This window comes from Burkholderia perseverans, assembly GCF_022870505.1.
GTDB lineage: Bacteria > Pseudomonadota > Gammaproteobacteria > Burkholderiales > Burkholderiaceae > Burkholderia > Burkholderia plantarii.
This window is the reverse complement of the sequence record NZ_CP045094.1, coordinates 1,125,820-1,146,407: the sequence shown is the minus strand read 5'-3', so window position 1 is coordinate 1,146,407 and position 20,588 is coordinate 1,125,820. Positions and strand designations below refer to the sequence as shown.

At 67.4% G+C, this 20,588-nt stretch carries 20 protein-coding genes and 3 tRNA genes; 7 read left to right on the top strand and 16 right to left on the bottom strand.

Annotated elements, in window-relative coordinates:
* Positions 1 to 16: 16 nt before the first annotated feature.
* The 7 genes from BpN12_RS19785 to otsB all read right to left on the bottom strand — a co-directional run bounded on the left by BpN12_RS19785 (position 17) and on the right by otsB (position 6,490).
* Positions 17 to 1,471, bottom strand: a complete 1,455-nt coding sequence (locus BpN12_RS19785) for a methylenetetrahydrofolate reductase C-terminal domain-containing protein (protein WP_246797153.1) — start codon at positions 1,469 to 1,471, stop codon at positions 17 to 19.
* A 188-nt stretch (positions 1,472 to 1,659) separates the two neighbouring features.
* Positions 1,660 to 1,983, bottom strand: coding sequence for a helix-turn-helix domain-containing protein (locus tag BpN12_RS19780; RefSeq protein ID WP_246797152.1), 324 nt, complete (start codon positions 1,981 to 1,983; stop codon positions 1,660 to 1,662).
* 33 nt (positions 1,984 to 2,016) lie between these two features.
* Complete coding sequence (locus BpN12_RS19775) at positions 2,017 to 2,352, bottom strand: helix-turn-helix domain-containing protein (protein WP_246797151.1); 336 nt, start codon at positions 2,350 to 2,352, stop codon at positions 2,017 to 2,019.
* Positions 2,333 to 2,713, bottom strand: a complete 381-nt coding sequence (locus BpN12_RS19770; RefSeq protein WP_246797941.1) for a type II toxin-antitoxin system RelE/ParE family toxin — start codon at positions 2,711 to 2,713, stop codon at positions 2,333 to 2,335. Before BpN12_RS19770 ends, BpN12_RS19775 begins: the two co-directional genes overlap by 20 nt.
* Before the next feature lie 176 nt (positions 2,714 to 2,889).
* Complete coding sequence (locus tag BpN12_RS19765) at positions 2,890 to 4,095, bottom strand: tyrosine-type recombinase/integrase (protein WP_246797150.1); 1,206 nt, start codon at positions 4,093 to 4,095, stop codon at positions 2,890 to 2,892.
* 242 nt (positions 4,096 to 4,337) lie between these two features.
* On the bottom strand, positions 4,338 to 5,741 hold the full coding sequence (gene otsA / locus BpN12_RS19760; protein ID WP_246797149.1) for an alpha,alpha-trehalose-phosphate synthase (UDP-forming): 1,404 nt from the start codon (positions 5,739 to 5,741) through the stop codon (positions 4,338 to 4,340).
* Positions 5,738 to 6,490: a trehalose-phosphatase gene (gene otsB / locus BpN12_RS19755; protein WP_246797148.1), complete on the bottom strand. Its 753-nt coding sequence runs from the start codon at positions 6,488 to 6,490 to the stop codon at positions 5,738 to 5,740. Before otsB ends, otsA begins: the two co-directional genes overlap by 4 nt.
* Positions 6,491 to 6,896: 406 nt before the next feature.
* Here otsB and BpN12_RS19750 point away from each other — a divergent pair, with 406 nt between their 5' ends.
* Both BpN12_RS19750 and BpN12_RS19745 read left to right on the top strand, forming a co-directional pair.
* The gene (locus BpN12_RS19750) at positions 6,897 to 7,508 is read left to right on the top strand and encodes an SCO family protein (RefSeq protein WP_246797940.1); all 612 of its coding nucleotides are present in this window, start codon (positions 6,897 to 6,899) and stop codon (positions 7,506 to 7,508) included.
* Between the two features lie 37 nt (positions 7,509 to 7,545).
* Positions 7,546 to 8,418 carry a cytochrome c oxidase assembly protein gene (locus BpN12_RS19745; protein WP_246797147.1) on the top strand — a complete coding sequence of 291 codons (873 nt, stop codon included), beginning with the start codon at positions 7,546 to 7,548 and terminating at the stop codon, positions 8,416 to 8,418.
* Between the two features lie 40 nt (positions 8,419 to 8,458).
* On the opposite strand, the gene BpN12_RS19740 is transcribed toward BpN12_RS19745, so the two are convergent.
* Together BpN12_RS19740 and BpN12_RS19735 are read right to left on the bottom strand one after the other, a co-directional pair.
* Complete coding sequence (locus tag BpN12_RS19740) at positions 8,459 to 8,962, bottom strand: GNAT family N-acetyltransferase (protein WP_246797146.1); 504 nt, start codon at positions 8,960 to 8,962, stop codon at positions 8,459 to 8,461.
* Positions 8,963 to 9,102: 140 nt separating this feature from the next.
* Entirely contained in the window at positions 9,103 to 9,969 is an 867-nt protein-coding gene (locus BpN12_RS19735) for a pirin family protein (protein ID WP_246797145.1), read from the bottom strand.
* Positions 9,970 to 10,094: 125 nt separating this feature from the next.
* Between BpN12_RS19735 and BpN12_RS19730 the strand changes: the two genes are divergently transcribed.
* Complete coding sequence (locus BpN12_RS19730; protein ID WP_246797144.1) at positions 10,095 to 11,000, top strand: LysR family transcriptional regulator; 906 nt, start codon at positions 10,095 to 10,097, stop codon at positions 10,998 to 11,000.
* 144 nt (positions 11,001 to 11,144) lie between these two features.
* Entirely contained in the window at positions 11,145 to 11,648 is a 504-nt protein-coding gene (locus BpN12_RS19725; protein WP_246797143.1) for a GAF domain-containing protein, read from the top strand.
* A 146-nt stretch (positions 11,649 to 11,794) separates the two neighbouring features.
* Here the strand turns inward: BpN12_RS19725 and BpN12_RS19720 are convergent.
* The 5 genes from BpN12_RS19720 to uvrC form a co-directional block, all read right to left on the bottom strand.
* Positions 11,795 to 11,868: transfer RNA gene (locus BpN12_RS19720), tRNA-Cys, on the bottom strand.
* A gap of 112 nt (positions 11,869 to 11,980) precedes the next feature.
* Positions 11,981 to 12,056 (bottom strand) — tRNA-Gly (locus BpN12_RS19715).
* A 61-nt stretch (positions 12,057 to 12,117) separates the two neighbouring features.
* Positions 12,118 to 12,193 (bottom strand) — tRNA-Gly (locus BpN12_RS19710).
* 163 nt (positions 12,194 to 12,356) lie between these two features.
* Entirely contained in the window at positions 12,357 to 12,950 is a 594-nt protein-coding gene (gene pgsA, locus BpN12_RS19705; protein WP_246797142.1) for a CDP-diacylglycerol--glycerol-3-phosphate 3-phosphatidyltransferase, read from the bottom strand.
* Positions 12,951 to 13,028: 78 nt separating this feature from the next.
* On the bottom strand, positions 13,029 to 15,287 hold the full coding sequence (gene uvrC / locus BpN12_RS19700) for an excinuclease ABC subunit UvrC (RefSeq protein ID WP_246797141.1): 2,259 nt from the start codon (positions 15,285 to 15,287) through the stop codon (positions 13,029 to 13,031).
* A 77-nt stretch (positions 15,288 to 15,364) separates the two neighbouring features.
* On the opposite strand from uvrC, the gene earP reads away from it, so the two are divergent.
* From earP to BpN12_RS19685, 3 genes are all read left to right on the top strand, one after another.
* Positions 15,365 to 16,564 carry an elongation factor P maturation arginine rhamnosyltransferase EarP gene (gene earP, locus BpN12_RS19695; RefSeq protein ID WP_246797140.1) on the top strand — a complete coding sequence of 400 codons (1,200 nt, stop codon included), beginning with the start codon at positions 15,365 to 15,367 and terminating at the stop codon, positions 16,562 to 16,564.
* Positions 16,565 to 16,804: 240 nt separating this feature from the next.
* Complete coding sequence (gene efp, locus BpN12_RS19690; RefSeq protein WP_042624240.1) at positions 16,805 to 17,362, top strand: elongation factor P; 558 nt, start codon at positions 16,805 to 16,807, stop codon at positions 17,360 to 17,362.
* A gap of 264 nt (positions 17,363 to 17,626) precedes the next feature.
* Positions 17,627 to 19,027 (top strand): sigma-54-dependent transcriptional regulator, encoded by a 1,401-nt coding sequence (locus BpN12_RS19685; RefSeq protein WP_246797139.1) that lies wholly within the window; start codon positions 17,627 to 17,629, stop codon positions 19,025 to 19,027.
* Positions 19,028 to 19,090: 63 nt separating this feature from the next.
* Here BpN12_RS19685 and nagZ read toward each other — a convergent pair whose 3' ends face one another.
* The gene (gene nagZ, locus BpN12_RS19680) at positions 19,091 to 20,119 is read right to left on the bottom strand and encodes a beta-N-acetylhexosaminidase (protein WP_246797138.1); all 1,029 of its coding nucleotides are present in this window, start codon (positions 20,117 to 20,119) and stop codon (positions 19,091 to 19,093) included.
* A 44-nt stretch (positions 20,120 to 20,163) separates the two neighbouring features.
* Complete coding sequence (gene acpS / locus BpN12_RS19675) at positions 20,164 to 20,586, bottom strand: holo-ACP synthase (RefSeq protein WP_246797137.1); 423 nt, start codon at positions 20,584 to 20,586, stop codon at positions 20,164 to 20,166.
* Positions 20,587 to 20,588 lie beyond the last annotated feature (2 nt).

Genomic DNA, 20,588 nt, shown 5'->3' with positions numbered 1-20,588 from the left:
CCCTGCGCCGCTCGATTCAACTCTCTGATGTCGAATCGGCGGCCTCGAACCATTCAGGCCAGGAACTGCGGTGCCGGCTGCCCGCTTCTATGCAGGGAATCAACGTCTGCGCCAGCACAGGCAACTGATTGGCGGATTTGGCGATCCGGTATTTGACGCTGTGTACGCACTCGCGGTCGCCAAATTCGCAACGATTGAACTGGGTGCCGCCACAGGGGCCGTTTGCCAGGCCTTTGGGGCACGTCTCGGGGCAGACGTAGAGGGTGTCCTGCAAGCGGCATCGGCCGCAGGTATCACAGCCGACCAGCGGGCGTTTGACCGTCCGCTCGACAGCATGTAGCGCGCTCGCCGCCACGCCGGCCTTCCAGATCGGCCGTGTCACGCTCCAGCCAAAAGCTCGGCTGAGCCATCCCGTGCGACTGAAGAACAGGTCGTGTACCGTAGAAAGTAGCGTGTATCGCAGGCGCTCCCGGCGGGTGGCGGTGACAGTGAATTGCCCCATTTCCCAGGCACCGGGTTCGGGGGCGAAGCACACCTGGGGCACTCCAGGCATTTGCCAGCTTGCCTGCCATCGTTCGGCCCAATCGGTCAGCGAGGTAACGCTATCCCGCTGCTCGATGATCGCCTGCTCCAACGACAGCAGTTCGTCCAGCGTATGCACCCCTGACACATGAACGCCGGCATAGCCCATCAATTGCAGGCCCACGATCTGAAGCGCCAGGCGTTCGAGACTTCGTGCGCTGGCATAGGCCTGCGATACCTGCCGCTCCCTGCTCAACAGCTCGCGCACGGATTCGGTGATAACGATGCCGGGCACGGCCTGCATAACGGTTGCGCGCCTGTCGGTCAGCTTCATCACGCAAGCCAGCATGGGTTTCATACGCGCTTGGGTGCGCATCCAGCTCTGGGCTTCAATATGTTTGGCGGCGTCGAAGCCGAGTTGCAGGGTCAGGAAATCAGCGCCCGCCAGAAGCTTTTTCTGCGCCTTCAGATACTGTGCGCCGCCTTCTTCCTCGCGGTATTTGAACGGGTTCAACGCCGCGCCCAACAGCCAGTCCGGGCCGTGCTCGCGGGCAATCTGCAACGCGGAGACCGACTCCAGATAACGCACCGGTGCCCGGCCAGGATGGTGGCCCGGCAAGCGATCACCACTGAGCAGCAGCAATTGTTCCAGACCCTGCGCCTTCATCGACTCCATCTGGTGCAGCAAGTCCGCACGCTCCCGATCCTTGCCTGAGAAATGCAGCAAGGACGAAGCCGGATTTCCTAATGCGCCAGCGCCTTCCATCGGACTCAAATCCGAGTGCAGACCGACACGATCGGCAAAGGCCGGCAGTAACGACCAGCCTGCCAAGTGCCCGCGTTGCACGATTTGCTCAAGCGCGGCCAGGCGCGAAGGAGATTGTTGAGGAACGACCTCCAGTACGCAGGCGAAGCGTCCTTCATTTAGCGCCTGTTTCAATGAACTCAAGACAGCTCGATACCTTGTCAATCAGAGGGGCGTCGTTGCCGTAGCCTCTTGGTGATAGTGCAGCGCAACGACTGCACCGATGGCCAGCAGCAGGCTGGTGGTATAAAAAAACGATTGCGCGGGTGCCCGACTTGCGTCTGGCAGCCAGCCGGATAGATTTGAGATGCAAACGTGTGGAGGTTCGCCGTTCAAGCTGCGACGGTGATGCCGTGCGCGCCGGCTTGCTGCGCGGGCCGCACCACGATTTCGACATGCTGGTCAAGCGACACCAGCGCCTGCATCAACACTTCGAGCGAAATCGTCTGGAGCTTGTAGCGACGCACAAGCGACACCTTGAGCTGGCCCATGCCGGTCATTGTCGCAGCTTCGGACAGACTGAGGCCGCGCTGGTCGATCAGTTCGTTGAGCTTGAGCGCGAGTGCTGCCTTCGCCAACAGCGCCTTGTCCTCATCAAATCCGAGGTCGTGCAGCACGTTGTCAGTGCCCTTGGGAAAGTCAGTGTGTGTCGTCATGATGTGTGGCCGATAGGCGTGACTGGTCGCCGATCAGGCAGGCGTGAGCATCAGGTGTCCGACGCTCGCGCTGGACGCATGAACGCGAATTTCAATGTCATAGCCAAGCCGGGTCAGGCAGTCCATCAGCTTGCGCTCGGAAAAATTCGAGAACGACCCGTGCAGCAGCGCGGAGACCTTGGGCTGCGTCAGCCCCATGAGACGGGCCGCCTCGGCCTGGGTCAATCCACGCTCGCGGATGGCCCGGGCGATTTCGATGGTCAGCCCGGACTTGATCTTGAGCTGGTCGGCGTCGGGCAATTCCAGGTCGGCAAATACATTGCCCGAACTGGCCTCGACCTCGATACCGTCAATGACGCGCTTCTTCATTTCCCAACTCCTGTGCCACGATTGCAGCCATCTGCAACCGCTTTCGGATGATTTCCATGTCTGCCTGCGGCGTGGCGATGCCGCGCTTGCTCTTTTTCTGGAAGACATGCAGCACGAACACCGCCTCAACGAAACGCACTGTATAGACGGCGCGGTATGTGCCGTCCGCATCGTCTTCCACGACTTCCAGCACGCCGGCACCGCCAAAGCCCTTGAGCACCTTGGCAGCAGCGTGCTGGCCGCCGTGCTGCGCGAAATCCAGCGCGTGCCCGAAGAATTTTCGTACCGGAACCGGCAGCGCCAGTAAGTCCTTCTTGCTGCTGCCAAGCCACATCAGGGGCCGTTCACGATTCCCATCCATAATATACCATTTCAAGGATATTTATTGCGACAAGCGCACTGGCATCGTTATTTCGACGGTTGCACGACACGTAAGCAGGATGGATCGGCCGTCGGCGCGCCGCCTCAATCAGTGCCCGAATGCCCCCCGCAGCGCGGCTGGCGCGGCGGACGACGATATGGATACCGTGCGCCGAGTCATGCCGTCGCCTCCGCAGCAAGAGTGCGTTTAGCCCCAGTGATGGTCTTGCGCCGGTTCGCCACCAGTTCGGCCGCTTCCCGCACCGGCTTGTCCTCGGTGTGGACGTAGCGCATGAACATCGCCACGGTCTTGTGCGCCGTCAGCGCCATGCCGACCTTGACCGGGATGCCTGAATTGGCAATGTCGGTCGCCGAGCGGTGGCGAATGCCGTGCGTACCGACGTGCGGCACATTGGCGGCCTTGAGCACGCGCGTCCAGCCCCCGTAGTGCTCGCCATGAGTCAGGTGCCTGATCGGATCGTTGGGCGATGGTAAAACGTAGGGGCAGCCCTCCCGGCGCGGCGCTGTCGAAAGCAGACGATGGGCTTCTTCGCTCAAGGGCTTGGACATGCCGCCGGTCTTGCTGTCCGGCCATACGACGCGCCGGTTCTCCAAGTCGATCCAGTCCCATTCGAGCGCGCAGATTTCAGAGCGTCGGCCGGCGAACTCGAATTGCAGCCGGATCGCCAACGGGATGACGTAGTTCTCCAGCCCCTCGGCCTCCAGAAGATCGAGCTGGCGGAAGATTCGCGCCATTTCTTCGTCATTGATTAGACGAGTAGCCTTGCCGGCCGGGAACATGGGGACGTGCCGGCAGGGATTCGTGCCGTCCGGGCGGTAGCCCCACACTTCGGCCATGTTGAACATCTTGCGCAGCACGCCGAAAGCATGGTTCGCCTCGGCCGGCTTGTAGGCCAGCTTTTCCATCAGCCCCGCAATGTCGGGCCGCTTCACGTCCTGTACTTTTTTGCGGCCTAACAGCGGAATGATGCAGCGATCGATGACGGCCTGATAACCATCCTGCGTGCTCGGCTTGTTGCGCTTCCTGGAGTAATCCTCCATGAACTTCTTGCACAACGCTTCGACCGTCGGTGCCTTGCGGGCTTCGGCCTTGGCACCGCCGGGATCGCCGCCCCGGCGAACCTCGGCCAGCCAGTCCTGCGCCATGACACGAGCCTGTTCCACGGTCAGTTCCCCGAACCGGCCCAAGGCGGGCTTGCGGCGCTCTCCGGTGTTCGTCCGGTACTGGAGCATGAACACCTTACGGCCCGTTGGGGTAATCTTGCACAGGAAACCGGGGACGACCGTATCCCGTAGTTCGATGGCCTGCGCCTGGGGTTGCGCCGCTTCTACGGCGGTTTTGGTGAGTTTGATTTTTGCCACGATGACTCCTCGGAAACCCCGGTTCCCAAGAGCCGCATGAGGGCCACGCGGGCAGGAGCCGGGTCAAGTTTCGGAAAGCACCGGCATATGTTGAACTCGCCTAAGTTCTTGATAAACCTGCTGTATCGAGCCTTGGCGTAGTCCAGCAAAATTCGATGCTGGAGTCATCGTGAAATAAAAAACCGCCGGTCCAGCCGGCGGTTTTTTCATGGGCGCAATGCAAGCAACGCGCGGCGCGCGGCTCAGCCGGCCCGCTGTAGATCGCGCAGGAAGTTGTCGCGCCAGACCGAGACGTTGTTCTCGCGCAGCTGCGCGATCATGTCCGCGTAGCGCGCGCGGCGCTCGGCCACCGGCATCGACAGCGCCTGCGCGAGCGCCTCGGCCATCCCGTCGATGTCCATCGGATTGACGATCAGCGCGCCCGTCAGTTCGCGCGCGGCGCCCGCGAAGCGCGACAGCACCAGCACGCCCGGATCCTCGGGGTCCTGCGCCGACACGTATTCCTTCGCCACCAGGTTCATGCCGTCGCGCAGCGGCGTCACGAAGCCGACGCGCGCGAGCCGGTACAGCGCGGCCAGCAGTGGCCGTTCGTACTGCCGGTGGATGTAGAGGATCGGCGCCCAGTCGAGTTCCGCGTAGCGGCCGTTGATGCGCCCCGACTCGCCCTCGAGCTGCAGCCGGATGTCCTGGTAGGCGCGCAGGTCCGCGCGCGTGGACGGCGCGATCTGCAGGAACGACACGCGGTTGCGGTACGACGCCTCGTGTTCGAGCAGCTTCTCGAACGCGCGGAAGCGCTCGACGAGCCCCTTCGAGTAATCGAGCCGGTCCACGCTCATCACGAGCTGGCGGCCGTGCAGCGAGGTGGCGAGCGTGCGCACCGCGCGGCCGTTCGCGCCCGCCTGCGCGAGCGAGGCGATCTCGTCGGGATAGATGCCGATCGGATAGGCATGCGCCTGCAGCACGCGGCCGAACGCGCGGATCGTCACCGGGCCGCCGCCGCGGATGCCGGCTTCGCCGCCGCGCTCGAGGCTGCCGCCCGCCTCGGCGTCGATGTAGTCGCAGAACGCGCGCAGGTCCGGCTCGGTCTGGAAGCCGAGCAGGTCATACGAGCACATCGCCTCGACCAGCGCGCGGTGCGGCGGCACGTTGACGAGCACCTGCGCGGCCGGAAACGGGATATGCAGGAAGAAGCCGATCCGGTTCTTCACGCCGGCCGCGCGCAGCGCCTGCGCGAACGGGATCAGGTGATAGTCGTGGACCCAGATCACGTCGTCGGCGCGCAGCAGCGGCACCAGCTGCTGCGCGAGCCAGACGTTGACGCGGCCGTAGCCCTCGAATTCGTGGCGGTCATACTGGATCAGGTCGGTCCGGTAGTGGAACGCCGGCCACAGCGTCGCGTTCGAGAAGCCTCGGTAGTACTGGTCGTAGTCGCGGCGCGCGAGGCCGATGGTGGCGAACGTGACGGGGCCGCGCTCCTCCACGCGGATCTGCGGCGCGCCCGAGGCGACCACCTCGCCGCTCCAGCCGAACCACATGCCGCCGGTTTCCTTCAGCGCGTCGTAGACGCCGATCGCGAGGCCGCCCGCGGCCGGTTCGCCTTCGGAGATCGGCGCGACGCGATTCGATACGATGATCAGCCGGCTCATGCGCGAGTGCGCTCCGCCGCGATCCAGGCCGCGATCTGCGCGCGCATCGCCTCGACCGAATCGAGCCGCGTGCGCGCCGTGGTATCGCCCGCGCCGATCTTGATCGACAGGCCGCCCGCCGCGTCCACCACCGCGAAGCCCTTCTCGTCGGTCAGGTCGTCGCCGGCGAACACCGGCGTGCGGCCCGCGAACGGCGGCTCGTTCAGGAATGCCGCAATCGCGCGGCCCTTGTCGACGCCCTTCGGCTTGATCTCGAACACCATCTTGCCGGGCTGCAGCACGTAGGCGTCGGGATAGTCGGCGACCAGCCGTTCGGCGGCCTCACGCGCCACCGCCTCGCGCTCGGGCGCGTTGCGGAAATGCAGCGCGACGGCCGCGCCCTTGATCTCGAGCAGCATGCCGGGATGGTGCTCGACCACCGCGGCGAGTTCGCGCTCGATGCGCAGCAGGCGCTCGTCGTTGAAGCCGACGCGCTGCGTGTCGCCGTTCGCGTCGCGCCGTTCGGCGCCGTGCAGGCCGGCGATCGGCAGGTCCGTCAGGCCGAGGAAGCCGTCGATGCTGTCGATGCCGCGGCCCGAGACGATCGCCACCGCGCCGCGCGTGAGCGTGCGCAGCTCGGTCAGCAGCGCGGGCAGCGAAGCGGGTACGTGGATGCCGTCGGGCGTCGGCGCGAGATCGACGAGCGTGCCGTCGAAATCGAAGAAGAATGCGGTATCGGTCAGGGAGAGGGAAGCCGGGACGGATTGCATCGGATCTCGGAGGAGGGTGGCGTGGGTGGCGTGAGAATGGCCGCCGACGGCGCGAAAGCCGACGAAAGCATGACGGCATCTTACCGCGCCGGCCGGGCCGAGGGCAAAGCCGCCGGCGCCGCGCGGGCCGCGCGAGGCGCCCGATGCGGCCCGGACGACACGGGTTCGCGCACGATCCGTATCCGTTTTTCGTGATCGCCGGCATCGCGCATGGCCGCCCCTCGTCCGGAAAAATTGCGCTACAGTCGGACGATTCGAGGACGGGCCGTGCAGCGCTTACACGCCGCCGCTTCGTCCCGCCCTGCTCCGGTACTCACACCGGTGTTCACCTCCGCCGACGAGCCGATCGATGCCCTTCCTGCCCGGCGCCACCCGATGCCCCTCCCCGCGCGGCTCGCGCGCCGCGATGGCGCGCGCGGGATCGGCGGCGGCCGCGGCGCTGCTGCTGGCCTGCGCGCTGGCCGCCTGCTCGCCGCGCGGCACCGGCACCCCCGCCGCCACGCTGACCGACGTCACGGGCCACTTGCCCGACCTCGCGTTCTCGCTGACCGGCGAGGACGGCCGGCCGATCGACGCGTCGGCGTTTCGCGGCCGCGTCGCGCTCGTCTATTTCGGCTACACGCACTGCCCCGACGTCTGCCCGGAGACGATGGCGCGGCTCATGCAGGTGCTCGCCCGGCTCGGCCCCGACGCGAACCGGGTGCGCATCCTGTTCGTGTCGGTCGATCCGGCGCGCGACACGCCGGCCCTGATGCGCGCCTACGTCGGCGCGTTCGACGCCGCGCACGCGGTCGGGCTGACCGGCAGCGCGCGCGAGATCGAGACGCTCGCGAAACGCTACCGCGTCGCCTATCAGATGGAAGCGCCCGATGCGTCGGGCGACTACGCGGTCACGCACAGCTCGGCCGTCTACGTGTTCGATGCGCGCGGCCGGGCGCGGCTGCTCGCCACCGACCAGGATTCGCCCGAGGCGTTCGCCGCCGACCTGCGCGGCATCCTTGCGGCATCGGCCTCATGACGCCGCCCCTCAACCTGTCCCGGCAAAGGCTCCCACGATGAACCCGCTCGTCTGGCTCGATCCCTGGGAGCCGTCGCCGACGGTCGTGATCGCGATCCTCGGCGCGGCCGTGCTGTTCGCGCGCGGCGCCCGCAAGGCGCGCGTCACGCCGCTGCGGCGGCTGTCGTTCTGGTTCGGGCTCGGTGCGCTCTACGTGGCGCTGCACACGCGGCTCGACTACTTCTTCGAGCACGAGTTCTTCATGCATCGCGCACAGCATCTGGTGCTGCATCATCTCGGGCCGTTCTTCATCGCGCTGTCGTATCCCGGCGCCGCGATCCGCGCCGGCATCCCGTTCGCGTGGCGGCAGCGCGTGGTGCGGCCCGCGCTTGCCGCGCGGCCGGTGCGCGTCGCGCTCGACATCGTGTTCCATCCGGTCGTCGCGGTGCTGCTGTTCGTCGGGCTGGTCTATTTCTGGCTGCTCGCGCCGATCCACTTCGTCGCGATGCTCGACTGGCGGCTCTATCGCGTGATGAACTGGAGCATGGTGATCGACGGGCTGCTGTTCTGGTGGCTCGTCGTCGATCCGCGCCCCGCGCCGCCGGCCCGCCTCGCGCCGGGGCGGCGAATCCTGATCGCGATCGCCGCGATCCCGCCGCAGATCCTGCTCGGCGCGCTGATCTTCTTCACGCCGCGCGAGCTCTACCCGATCTACTCGATCTGCGGCCGCGCGTTCACCTGGCTGAGCCCGCTGCGCGACCAGCAGATCGGCGGCCTGCTGCTGTGGATTCCCGGCTCGATGATGAGCGTGCTCGGCGCGCTGGTCGCGCTGCGGCACTGGATGCGCCTGTCGGCGCGCGGCCGGCTGCGCGAGCGGGCCGGTACGGCGCCGCGCGCGACGGGCCGGGGCCACGCCGCCGCCCCGCGCTAGACGCCCGGCGTCGGACGACGGGCCGCGTCTGGCGCGCGCGTTACGCGGAACGCATCCAGATGTGCGGAATGCCGTCGTCGTCGTGAACCTCGGAACTCGGCGCGAAACCGAACGCGCCGTAGTACTTCTGCAGATGCGCCTGCGCATGCAGGCTGATCGGCGTGGCTGGCCATTGCTCGCGGATCCGTTCGAGCGCGTTGCCGAGCAGCGCGTTGCCGAGCCCGATGCCGCGGAACGGCGCCGCGGTCAGCACGCGGCCGATGCGGATGTCGGGCGAGCCGGCATCGGGCAGCAGCACGCGCAGGTAGCCGGCCAGCCGGCCGTCGGCATCGACGGCGCTGAGGTGCCACGCGTCGAAATCGGCGCCGTCGATGTCGCCGTAGATGCAGCGCTGCTCGACCACGAACACGGCGCTGCGCGCCTCGAGCAGCGTGTAGACGTCGCGCGCGGACAGCGCGCCGAACGGCTGCCAGCGCCATTCGAGCGCGGCAAGCGATGCGGAACGGGACGAGGACGGCAGGGAGGAAGCGTTGGAAGACGACATGCGGCGGCTCAGAATGAAAACGCGCGCCCGGGCGGGCGCGCTTCAATCGGCCATTATGCCTGCCGCGCGGCCTGCCGGGCAGACCGCTGACACACCCCGGCGCCGCCCGAAAACGGCGCCGGGACCGTGGCCGACCATGCTCAGGCCGGCATCCGGCCGAACCGGCCGCTGTTGAAATCGTCGACGGCCGTGCGAATCTCCGCCTCGCTGTTCATCACGAACGGACCGTAGCCGACCACCGGCTCGTCGATCGGCTCGCCGCTCAGCACCAGCAGCGTCGCGTCGTTGTTCGCCTCGATCTCCACGCCGGCGCCGTCGCGCGACAGATGGATCACCTGTGCCTCGCGCACGACTTCGCTGCCGTTCACCAGCACCGTGCCGCGCAGCACCGCGAGCGCCAGCGTGCGGCCGTCCGCGATCTCGAAGCGGGTGCGGCCGCCCTGCGCGAGCCGCACGTCCCAGACGTCGATCGGGGTGAAGGTACGCGCCGGACCGCGATGCCCGTCGAACTCGCCCGCGATCACGCGCACGCGCCCCGCGCCGTCGGCGAGCGGCACCGACGGAATCCCGGCGTCGCGCAGCGTCTGGTAACCGGGCGCGGCGAACTTGTGCTTCGCGGGCAGGTTCACCCACAGCTGCACCATCTCCAGCGCGCCGCCGCGCTTCGCGAACGCGTCGGAGTGGAATTCCTCGTGCAGGATGCCGCTCGCCGCGGTCATCCACTGCACGTCGCCGGGGCCGATGTGGCCGCCCGCGCCGGTCGAATCGCGGTGATCGACTTCGCCGTCGTAGACGATCGTCACCGTCTCGAAGCCCCGGTGCGGATGCTGGCCCACGCCGCGCCGCTCGCTGGTCGGCTCGAAGCGAGCCGGGCCGGCGTAGTCGAGCAGCAGGAACGGGCTCAGGTGCGCGCCGGTGCTGTGATAGCTGAACAGCGAGCGGACCGGAAAACCGTCTCCGACCCAGTGCGGACGCGGGGCGCTGTAGGTGCCGACGATCTGTTTCATCTGCGTTCTCCTGAATCTGCGTGCCCACGGCGATCTGCCCGGGCGATAGGTAGAAGCATAAGATCGGAACGATCGTTTCGGTAGTATGGGAAAATCGCACTCAGCGTTCTATCTGGTGAACGATGATGCGGGATCTGAACGACCTTTATTTCTTCGTGCAGGTGGTGGACCATGGCGGCTTCGCGCCGGCCGGGCGCGCGCTGAACCTGCCGAAATCGCGGTTGAGCCGGCGCATCGCCGGGCTCGAAGAGCGTCTCGGGATGCGGCTGATCCAGCGCTCGACGCGGCGCTTCACGCTGACCGAGGTCGGCGCGACCTACTACGCCCACTGCCGGGCGATGCTCGTCGAGGCCGACGCGGCCGACGAGGCGGTCGCGCTGCGCCACGCGGAACCGCGCGGGATCGTGCGCGTGACCTGCCCGATCGCGCTGCTCGATTCGCTGGTCGGCGAGATGCTGGGCGCGTTCATGGCGCAGTGTCCGCATGTCGAGATCCATCTCGAGGAAACCAACCGGCGCGTCGACGTGGTCGGCGAAGGCGTCGACATCGCGCTGCGCGTGCGGCCGCCGCCGCTCGAGGACAGCGAACTGGTGCTGCGCCCGCTCGCCGAGCGCGGCCAGTGCCTGGTGGCGAGCCCAGCGCTGCTCGCGCGCGTAGCGCCGCCGCGCGTGCCGGCCGATCTCGCCGCGCTGCCGAGCCTCGCGCTCGGCCAGCCGCAGGACGATCATGTCTGGAACCTGCGCGGACCGGGCGGCGCGCACGCGACGATCCCGCACCGGCCGCGCTTCGTCACGCGCGGGATGTTCGCGCTGCGCGCGGCGGCCGTGGCCGGCGTCGGCGTGGTGCAGCTGCCGACCATGATGATCCGCGACGCCGTCGCGCGCGGCGAGCTGCAGGTCGTGCTGCCCGACTGGGCGCCGCGCCGCGAGATGGTCCACGCGGTGCTCGCATCGCGGCGCGGCCTGCTGCCGGCGGTGCGTGCGCTGCTCGACTTTCTCGTCGAGCGGTTCGCGGCGCTCGAAGCCGATTGATCGAGTCCGATCGAACCCGATTGGATCGCCGTGCTCTTCGTCGCCGCGACGCGCTTCAGGCAAGTCGCGGCAATTTCTTTTAGACTGCGCGGATTCCGTGCGGCCGTGGCCGTGCGCCCCGAAATGCCCTGCTCCCTTTTGATCATGTTCGAACTCTCCGCCTCGCCGTCCACCTCGAAACCCGAGCTCTACGCCACGCTCGTCGAGCAAGCGCGCTCGCTGCTCGAATCGGAAACGGATCTCGTCGCGAATGCGGCGAACTTCTCGTCGCTCGTCTACCACTCGCTCGACGGCCTGAACTGGGCCGGCTTCTACTTTTACGACGGCGCCGAACTGGTGGTCGGGCCGTTCCAGGGCAAGCCCGCCTGCGTGCGGATTCCGCTCGGCAGGGGCGTGTGCGGTACGGCCGCGCAAACGCGCGAGACGCAGGTGGTGCGCGACGTCCACGAATTCCCGGGCCATATCGCCTGCGATTCGGCTTCGCAATCGGAAATCGTCGTGCCGCTGGTGGCTGGCGACGGCACGCTGATCGGCGTATGGGACGTGGACAGCCCGAATCTCGCCCGCTTCGACGCGACCGACCGGGAAGGCATGGAAGCGCTGTGCCGCGTGTTCGTCGCGGCCTGGGAGCGACGCGGCAAGGCTTGAATGCGGGTGGCGAGCGGCCCGTGACGGGCCGCGCCGGTCGAGCGGTGCGGTATCAGCTGACGAGCCGACCGTATCGAGGCACTTCACACGATCGCCGGCCCGAAAAAGAAAAAGCCCCGCATTCGCGGGGCTTTTTCTTTCCAACCTGGAGGCGCGAGCCGGAGTCGAACCGGCCTACACGGCTTTGCAGGCCGCTGCATAACCGCTTTGCTATCGCGCCGAAAGCGGACTGCCGATCATCGCGATACAGCCTGACGCAACGACCGCAGATTGTTGCCCGACAGATCTGAAAATCTGCCAAACAAAAAGGGAAGCGTTGCTTCCCCTTGTTTTGGAGCGGGAGACGAGTCTCGAACTCGCGACCTCAACCTTGGCAAGGTTGCGCTCTACCAACTGAGCTACTCCCGCATTGTCCTGCATGCGCAGACTTTGCCGAACTACACTGCTTCAACAAAACGCCGCTTGAATCTGGAGCGGGAGACGAGTCTCGAACTCGCGACCTCAACCTTGGCAAGGTTGCGCTCTACCAACTGAGCTACTCCCGCGTTTTGCTGCTTCTTGCTGCCTTCTCCGCTTTACTGCTTCGTTCGCTGCTGCGTTCGTTTCAGTGCAGCGGAGAAGTGAGATTATGTAGAACCTGTTTCAGTGTGTCAAGCGTTTTTCGCGCCCTTTTTGTCGACACCTTCAACGACCACGTCCGACACCCCCTCACATCGCGCCGCCACGCTCACGAATCTGCGGCCACGCGAGCTTCATGTAGTACAGCATCGACCAGATCGTCAGCACCGCAGCGAGGTAGATCAGCCAGAGCCCCAGCATGCGTGTGTCGATGGTGATACCGCCCCAGATCGGCAGCGCGCCATAGTACAGCAACATCGGGATCGCGACCATCTGGCAGGCGGTCTTGAACTTGCCGAGCGAATTCACCGCCACGCTCTTCGAGGCGCCGATCTGCGCCATCCATTCACGCAGCGCCGAGATCGCGATCTCGCGGCCGATGATCACCAGCGCGATCGCCGCATCGATGCGCGTGAGCTGCACCAGCACCAGCAACGCGGCCGTCACCATCAGCTTGTCGGCGACCGGGTCGAGGAACGCGCCGAACGCCGAGGTCTGGTTCCACTTGCGCGCGAGGAAACCGTCGAACCAGTCGGTCAGCGCGGCCAGCACGAAGATCAGCGCCGCCGCGAGATTGCGGTGCTCGACGCTCATCATCACGTTCGGCAGGTAGAACACGCCGACCACGAGCGGAATCAGCACGATTCGCACCCAAGTCAGGAAAATCGGGAAATTGAACGGCATGACGGGCTGGACGGGTAAAGGATTTGCAATTGTGCCGCGCCGCCCGCACCGCCACAAGCCGCGCGGGTACACGTCGCTTCAATGGAGCTGCCGGTAGATCTGCTCGGCGAGCGCGTGCGAGATGCCTTCGACGCTCGCCAGCTCCTCGACGCTCGCGGCCACCACGCCGCGCAGGCCGCCGAAGCGCGCGAGCAGCCGCTGGCGCCGCTTCGCGCCGACGCCCTCGAGTTCCTCGAGGCGCGAGGTCTGGCGCGCCTTGGCGCGTTTCGCGCGCATCCCGGTGATGGCGAAGCGGTGCGCCTCGTCGCGAATCTGCGCGACCAGCATCAGCGCGGCGCTCTCCTTGCCGAGTTCGAGCGAGGGCCGGCCGTCCGCGAAGATCAGCGTCTCCAGGCCGACCTTGCGGCCTTCGCCCTTCGCCACGCCGACCAGCATCGAGCAGTCGAGGCCCAGCTCGGTGAACACCTGCCGCGCAACCTCCACCTGTCCCTTGCCGCCGTCGATCAGCACGATGTTCGGCAGCAGCGCGGCCGAGGCGCTGGCGCGCGTCGCGTCGCCGTCGATGCCGGCCTGCGTATCGGCCGCGGCCGCCTCGCCCGCCTGCTCGATCATCTTCTCGTAGCGGCGCGTCAGCACCTGGCGCATCGCCGCGTAATCGTCGCCGGGCGTGATCCCGGTGATGTTGTAGCGGCGATACTCGCCCGACTGCATCTTGTGATGGTGAAACACCACGCACGAGGCCTGGGTCGCCTCGCCCATCGTGTGGCTGATGTCGAAGCACTCGATGCGCAGCTGCGCGAGATCGTCGGCCTCGAAACTCAGCGTCTCGGCCAGCGCGCGCGTGCGGGCCTGCTGCGAACCCTGCTCCGACAACAGCCGCGCGAGCGCGAGCCGCGCGTTCTGCTCGGCCATCGCGAGCCACGCGCGCTTCTGCCCCTGCGGCTGGCGCAGCACGGCCACCTTGTGGCCGGCCTGCTCGATCAGCAGGTCGATCAGCTCGCGGTTGGCCAGCGCATGGCTGACCACCAGCACCGGCGGCACGCGGTTGCCGAGATAGTGCTGGGCGATGAACGCCTCCAGCACTTCGGTCTCGATCGGCGCGGCGATCGCCTCGGCGTCGGCATCGGTGCCGGCTTGCGCGTCGTCCGACGGCGGCTGGCCGGCGGCTTCGTCGGCGCCGGTGGCGACCCCGGCCTCGGCGCCGGCCGCCGCGAGAGCCGGCGCCGCGTCATCCGGCGTCCGCGCATGATCGTCGGGCACCACATCGGCCAGCGCGTCGGCACCGGTGACACCGGCGTCCGGCACGGTGCCAACCGCCGCCGCGAGATCCTCGACGATCATCCCCGCACCCTCATCCGGCGCCGCCTCCTGCGCACCGCCCGTCGCCAGCGCGAGCGCGCCGTCGGCGTGCGCGGGGAAGTAGGCCTTGTCGCCGAGGTGCCGCCCGCCGCGCACCATCGCGAGATTGACGCAGACGCGCCCGCCATGCGCGACCACGGCAAGGATGTCGACGTCGCTCTCGCTGCCAACCTCGATCGCCTGCTGATGCAGCACCGTGGCGAGCGAACTCATCTGGTTGCGCACCGCGGCGGCCTGTTCGAACTTCAGCTCCGAGGCGAAGCCGTGCATCTTCTGCTCGAGCTCCTTCATCACTTCGTTCTGCCGACCGAGCAGGAAGCGCGAGGCGTTCGAGACGTCGCGAGCATAGTCCTCGGCCTCGATCGCGCCGACGCACGGCGCGGAGCAGCGGCCGATCTGGTGCAGCAGGCAGGGGCGCGTGCGGTTGTTGAAGACCGAATCCTCGCAGGTGCGCAGCTGGAACACGCGCTGCAGGATCTGGATGCTCTCGCGCACCGCCCAGGCGCTCGGGAACGGCCCGAAATACTGGTTCTTGCGATCGACGGCGCCGCGGTAATAGGCCATGCGCGGAAACGCGTGGCCGGTCAGCTTCAGGTACGGATACGACTTGTCGTCGCGAAACAGGATGTTGTAGCGCGGCGTGAGTGCCTTGATCAGGTTGTTTTCGAGCAGCAGCGCCTCGGCTTCCGAGCGCGTCACCGTGGTTTCGATCCTGGCGATCCGCGTGACCATCATCGCGATGCGCGGCGAGAGCTGCGTCTTCGTGAAATAGCTCGAGACGCGCTTCTTCAAGTTGCGCGCCTTGCCCACGTAGAGCACCGCGCCGCCGGCGTCGTAATACCGGTAGACGCCGGGCAGGTGCGGCAATTGCGCGAGGATCGGCTTCGGCTCGAACGGCGCGGCGGCCGGGCTCGTCGGGGCTGGCTGGCCGGAATGGCCGGAGGTCTCGGGTTGATCGGACGTATCGGGGGATGTCATGCGAAATCCGGGCGCCATGCGTGCGCGAACGGGTCATTTAGAATCGCCAGTTTAGTGCATTCGCCCCGATTCCTTCGATGCCCCCGATCCTCTCCGCCGCGACGAACTCGCCTCCGCGCCCCGACACGGGCCCGCTCGCCTGCGACATCTTCTGCGCGGTCGTCGACAATTTCGGCGACATCGGCGTCTGCTGGCGGCTCGCGACCCAGCTCGCGCGCGAGCACGGCTGGCAGGTACGCCTGTTCGTCGACGATCTCGCCACCTTCGCGCGGCTCGCGCCGGGGCTCGATCCGGCCACCCGGCGCCAGACTCGCGACGGCATCGCGATCGAGCACTGGGGCGAGCCGGTGCATGCGGGCGACACGCTCGCGATCGCGGACGTCGTGATCGAGGCGTTCGCCTGCGAACTGCCGGCCGAATACGTCGCGGCGATGGCGCGCCGCGAGCGCGCGCCGGTCTGGATCAATCTCGACTACCTGAGCGCCGAGGACTGGGTGACCGATTTCCATCTGCGCCCGTCTCCGCATCCGCGTTATCCGCTGCGCAAGACGTTCTTCTTTCCCGGGCTCGGCCGCGGCACCGGCGGCGTGCTGAAGGAAGCCGGCCTCGATGCGCGGCGCGAGGCGTTCCTGGCCAGCGCGGCCGAGCGCGAAGCCTGGTGGCGGCAGGCCACCGGCGGGCCGCCGCCGGACGCCGATACGCTCGTCGTGTCGTTGTTCGCCTACGAGAATCCGGCGCTCGGCGCACTGCTCGAACAATGGCGCGACGGCGCGCGGCCGGTACGGCTGCTGGTGCCCGAAGGCCGGATCTGCCCGGCCGTCGCCGCCTTCTTCGGCACCGGCCGGTTCGGCGCCGGCAGCCACGCCGGCGCGGGCCGGCTCAGCGCGCACGGGCTCGCGTTCGTCGCCCAGCCCGACTACGACAAGCTGCTGTGGGCCGCCGACCTCAACTTCGTGCGCGGCGAGGATTCGTTCGTGCGGGCGCAGTGGGCGCGCAAGCCGTTCGTCTGGCACATCTACCCGCAGGCCGACGACGCACACCTGCCGAAGCTCGACGCCGCGCTCGCGCACCTGAGCGCGACGCTGCCGGCCGCCGCGCGCGATGCCACCGCGCGCTTCTGGCATGCCTGGAACGGCGCCGGCGCGCCGGACTGGGCCGACTTCCTCACGCATCGCGCCGCCCTCGAGGCCCGCGCGCATGCCTGGGCGGACGAGCTTGCCACACTCGGGGATCTTGCCGGAAATCTGGCGGAATTCTCAAAAACTCAGTTAAAATAAGCGGTTATCCAACGGCGGACCACGCAAGCGAGTCGCGGTCGGCGTCCCGGGCGGGTGGCTTCGATGCCGCCGCGAACGGCGCGGGCCGGCGGCACGCAGCCGAACCGCGCGTGCGAGCGACGCCCAGCGAGCGTTCCGGCCCCGGCGGCAAGCCGGAGCAACGGCGCGTCGCCCGCCCCGCTTGCGTTGTCGGCCGTTGCGCAACGTCAGGAAAATTTTTTTGCACAGGACAGTTTTGATATGAAAACCGCACAGGAACTCCGCGTAGGCAACGTCGTGATGGTCGGCAGCGACGCATGGGTCGTCTCGAAAGCCGAATACAACAAGTCGGGCCGTAACTCCGCCGTCGTCAAGATGAAGCTGAAGAACCTGCTGACGAACGCGGGCCAGGAATCCGTCTACAAGGCCGACGACAAGTTCGACGTCGTCGTGCTCGACCGCAAGGAAGTGACGTACTCGTACTTCGCGGACCCGATGTACGTGTTCATGGACGCCGACTACAACCAGTACGAAGTCGAAGCCGAAATGATGGGCGACGCACTGAACTACCTCGAAGACGGCATGACCTGCGAAGTCGTGTTCTACAACGAGAAGGCGATCTCGGTCGACATGCCGACCGTCATCGTGCGCGAGATCACCTACACGGAACCGGCCGTCAAGGGCGACACGTCGTCGGGCAAGGTCCTGAAGAACGCCAAGCTCGCGACCGGCTACGAGCTGCAAGTGCCGCTGTTCTGCAACACCGGCGACAAGATCGAAATCGATACGCGTACCAACGAATACCGCAGCCGCGCCTAAGTTCGCGCAACCTGCACGAAAAAGCGCCCTTCCGGGCGCTTTTTCTTTTTGAAGAACCGTATTGTTGCAGGTGCGTGACAGGCCGCGAAACGCTGCGAAACGTCATTCCGAAAAGGCATCAATTTGTATCTTCGGTAACTCTTTTGCTTACATCGGCAAATATCGTACGCTTTACGCGCCGAGGGACATAAAATCCGACTCTAATCAAACAATGGGGCGAACACGCCCGCCATGCACGGCCGCCCTTTGAACATCCAGCACACCATGCCACACGCCCTCATAGTCGAAGACGATCCCAACAGCTTGTCCGGCCTGACGGCGCTGCTCGCCGCGGACGGATTCACGGTCGATACGGCCACCTCGCTCGCCGAGGCCCGGGCCGCGCTGGCGCGGACGATCCCCGACGTCGTGCTCGTCGACCTGAACCTGCCGGACGGCAGCGGCTTCGACCTGCTGCAGCATCTGCCCCAACCGCAACAGCCGAACGGCGGCCTGCCGGTGATCGTGCTGACCGGCAACGCGACGGTCGAGAGCGCCATCGAGGGCTTGCGGCATGGCATCTGGGACTACCTGCTGAAGCCGGTCAACATTCCGCGGCTGCGCAGCCTGCTGGCGCGCATCCCGCGTCCGTACGAGCTGATCGAGGAAGTCCAGGCGCTGCGTACCACGCTGCGCAAGCTCGGCCGCTTCGGCCCCCTGATCGGGCGCAGCGACGCGGTCCAGCACGTCTACGACATGATCGAGCGCAACGCGCGCAGCGAGGCCGCGGTGCTGGTGTGGGGCGAGGCCGGCACCGGCAAGGAGACGACGGCGCGGGCGCTGCACGACCTGAGCCGCCGCCGCAAGGGGCCGTTCATCAAGTTCGACTGCCGCGCCGCACTGCAGCTGCCGCGCGTGATGGAGTTGGGCAGCATCGTGATCGAAAGCATGCTGTTCGGCCGCGAGCGCGGCTCCTACGGCGGCGCCGAGCGGCGCGAGCCGGGCCTGTTCGAACAGGCGAGCGGCGGCACGCTGCTGCTCAAGGACATCACCGCGCTGCCGCTGCCGATCCAGGAATCGCTGCTGCGCGCGCTCGACTCGCAGAGCTTCCGGCGCATCGAAGGCACCACCGAGGTGGCCACCGACTTCCGGCTGATCGCCACCTCGCGCCGGCCGTCGCGCGAAGCGCTCGACAACGGCACGCTGCGCGAGGATCTGTGGCTGCGGCTCGACGCGGCTTCGATCGCGCTGCCGCCGCTGCGCGCGCGCGACGACGACATGCTGCAGATCGCCGAGGCGTTCGTCGACGACCTGAATCGCCAGGCGCACGAAGCTGGCCTCGGCGCCGTCGACAAGCGGATCGCGCCCGACTTCATCCGCGAGTGTCTCGCCTACGACTGGCCCGGCAACGTGCGGGAACTGCGCGATCGCGTGCGACTCGCCTACGAGGCGTCGGGCGATTTCATCGAGACGCTGCGCGCCAACGACGGCGTGTTCGTGCCGGGCGCGGCGCTGAACGGCAGCAGCGTGCAGGTGCGCGTCGGCACGCCGCTGTCGGATGTGGAAGACCTGCTGATCCGCGCCACGCTCGACGCGGTCGGCGGTACGCGCCATCGCGCGGCCGCGCTGCTCGGCATCAGCCCGAAGACGCTCTACAACAAGCTGCAGCGCATGAAGATGAACTGACGGCGACGCGGGCGGCGCGGGTGAAACGCGCCGCCCGCCGCCGTTCGCGTTCCGGCTTCGGCTTCAGCCGAACGTCTCGCGCAGCAGCGCGCAGGCGCGCTGGTACTCGGGCCGACGCATCAGCTTGTCCCAGCCCGACGCCTTGCCGCGCGGCCGCAGCCGCCGGATCCGCCGCGCCGATTCCGGCGACACATCCACCGTCATCTCCTCGAGCACCCGTTCGGCCGCCTCCGGCTGGTTGCAGACCAGCACCATGTCGCAGCCGGCCTCGAGCGCCGCGTCGGCCGCCTGCGCGAGCGTGCCGCCCGCGCGCGCCGCTTCCATGGAAAGGTCGTCGCTGAACACGGCGCCCGTGAAACCGAGCCGCTCGCGCAGCACGCGCTGCAGCCAGATCGACGAGAAGCCGGCCGGCCGCGAATCCACCTGGGTATAGATCACGTGCGCCGGAATCACGGCCGCCAGCGCCAGCCCGAGCCAGTCATACGGCGCGGCGTCGAGCTTGAGGATCTGCTCGAGCGGGCGGTCGTCGGTCGGCAGCGCCACGTGCGAATCGGCCTCGGCATAGCCGTGGCCGGGGAAATGCTTGCCGCAGTTCGCCATGCCGGCCAGCGCGAGCCCGTGGTTCAGGCTCTTCGCCAGCAGCGTGACGACGCGCGGATCGCGATGGAACGCGCGGTCGCCGATCACCTTCGAGCGGCCGTAGTCGAGATCGAGCACCGGCGTGAAGCTGAGGTCGATCCCGCAGGCGCGCAGCTCGGCGGCCAGCACGTAGCCGACCGCGGTTGACGCGCGCGTGGCGTGCAGCACGTCCTTGTCCCACAGCTCGCCGAGCCGGCGCATCGCCGGCAGCACGGTGAAGCCGTCGGTGCGGAAGCGCTGCACGCGCCCGCCCTCGTGATCGACGGCGATCAGGATGTCGTCGCGCACCGCGCGGATCGCCTCGGTCAGCGCGCACAGCTGCTCGCGGCTCTCGAAGTGGCGCGCGAACAGGATCACGCCGCCCGTGCGCGGATGCGCGAGGCGTCGCGCGTCGTCGCGCGTGAGCGTCGTGCCGACGACGTCGAGCATGACGGGGCCGGGAGTCGGTTTCATCGAGTCGGGTCCGTGAAATGAAAGGGGGAATCAGGCGGGAGGATTCAGCCGGCAGCGCTCGCCGGCGCCGCGTCCGGCACTTCGGCGACCACGAACGACACCGCGTAATCGCGCTCGTCGCTGACAGTCACGCGTGCGGTGATACGCTGCGCGGCGAGCCAGTCGGCCAGTTCGCCGGAGGCCACCACGTAGGGCTGGCCGCTCGGCTCGTTGAGGGTTTGCAGGGCACGCCAGGTCATCGGCCAGCGCATCCCGAGGCCGATCGCCTTCGAGAACGCTTCCTTCGCGGAAAAGCGCGTCGCGAGGAACGCGATGCCGCGCGCCTCCGAGCGCTTGCGGCGCGCGTGGAACACGCGCAGCTCGTCGGGGCCGAGCACCTTCTCCGCGAACCGGCCGTCGGTACGTTCGAGCACCGCCGCGATCCGGCTCACCTGGACGATGTCGGTGCCGATGCCGTAGATCGCCATGA

What these genes read in the sequence shown, in the direction of transcription:
- BpN12_RS19725 (WP_246797143.1), top strand. Translation starts at nt 11,145, where the DNA reads ATGTTCGAACTCTCCGCCTCGCCGTCCACCTCGAAACCCGAGCTCTAC.
- pgsA (WP_246797142.1), bottom strand. Translation starts at nt 12,950, where the DNA reads ATGCCGTTCAATTTCCCGATTTTCCTGACTTGGGTGCGAATCGTGCTG.
- BpN12_RS19770 (WP_246797941.1), bottom strand. Translation starts at nt 2,713, where the DNA reads ATGGATGGGAATCGTGAACGGCCCCTGATGTGGCTTGGCAGCAGCAAG.
- acpS (WP_246797137.1), bottom strand. Translation starts at nt 20,586, where the DNA reads ATGGCGATCTACGGCATCGGCACCGACATCGTCCAGGTGAGCCGGATC.
- efp (WP_042624240.1), top strand. Translation starts at nt 16,805, where the DNA reads ATGAAAACCGCACAGGAACTCCGCGTAGGCAACGTCGTGATGGTCGGC.
- earP (WP_246797140.1), top strand. Translation starts at nt 15,365, where the DNA reads ATGCCCCCGATCCTCTCCGCCGCGACGAACTCGCCTCCGCGCCCCGAC.
- otsA (WP_246797149.1), bottom strand. Translation starts at nt 5,741, where the DNA reads ATGAGCCGGCTGATCATCGTATCGAATCGCGTCGCGCCGATCTCCGAA.
- BpN12_RS19780 (WP_246797152.1), bottom strand. Translation starts at nt 1,983, where the DNA reads ATGACGACACACACTGACTTTCCCAAGGGCACTGACAACGTGCTGCAC.
- BpN12_RS19735 (WP_246797145.1), bottom strand. Translation starts at nt 9,969, where the DNA reads ATGAAACAGATCGTCGGCACCTACAGCGCCCCGCGTCCGCACTGGGTC.
- BpN12_RS19740 (WP_246797146.1), bottom strand. Translation starts at nt 8,962, where the DNA reads ATGTCGTCTTCCAACGCTTCCTCCCTGCCGTCCTCGTCCCGTTCCGCA.
- uvrC (WP_246797141.1), bottom strand. Translation starts at nt 15,287, where the DNA reads ATGACATCCCCCGATACGTCCGATCAACCCGAGACCTCCGGCCATTCC.
- otsB (WP_246797148.1), bottom strand. Translation starts at nt 6,490, where the DNA reads ATGCAATCCGTCCCGGCTTCCCTCTCCCTGACCGATACCGCATTCTTC.
- nagZ (WP_246797138.1), bottom strand. Translation starts at nt 20,119, where the DNA reads ATGAAACCGACTCCCGGCCCCGTCATGCTCGACGTCGTCGGCACGACG.
- BpN12_RS19750 (WP_246797940.1), top strand. Translation starts at nt 6,897, where the DNA reads ATGGCGCGCGCGGGATCGGCGGCGGCCGCGGCGCTGCTGCTGGCCTGC.
- BpN12_RS19745 (WP_246797147.1), top strand. Translation starts at nt 7,546, where the DNA reads ATGAACCCGCTCGTCTGGCTCGATCCCTGGGAGCCGTCGCCGACGGTC.
- BpN12_RS19730 (WP_246797144.1), top strand. Translation starts at nt 10,095, where the DNA reads ATGCGGGATCTGAACGACCTTTATTTCTTCGTGCAGGTGGTGGACCAT.
- BpN12_RS19685 (WP_246797139.1), top strand. Translation starts at nt 17,627, where the DNA reads ATGCCACACGCCCTCATAGTCGAAGACGATCCCAACAGCTTGTCCGGC.
- BpN12_RS19775 (WP_246797151.1), bottom strand. Translation starts at nt 2,352, where the DNA reads ATGAAGAAGCGCGTCATTGACGGTATCGAGGTCGAGGCCAGTTCGGGC.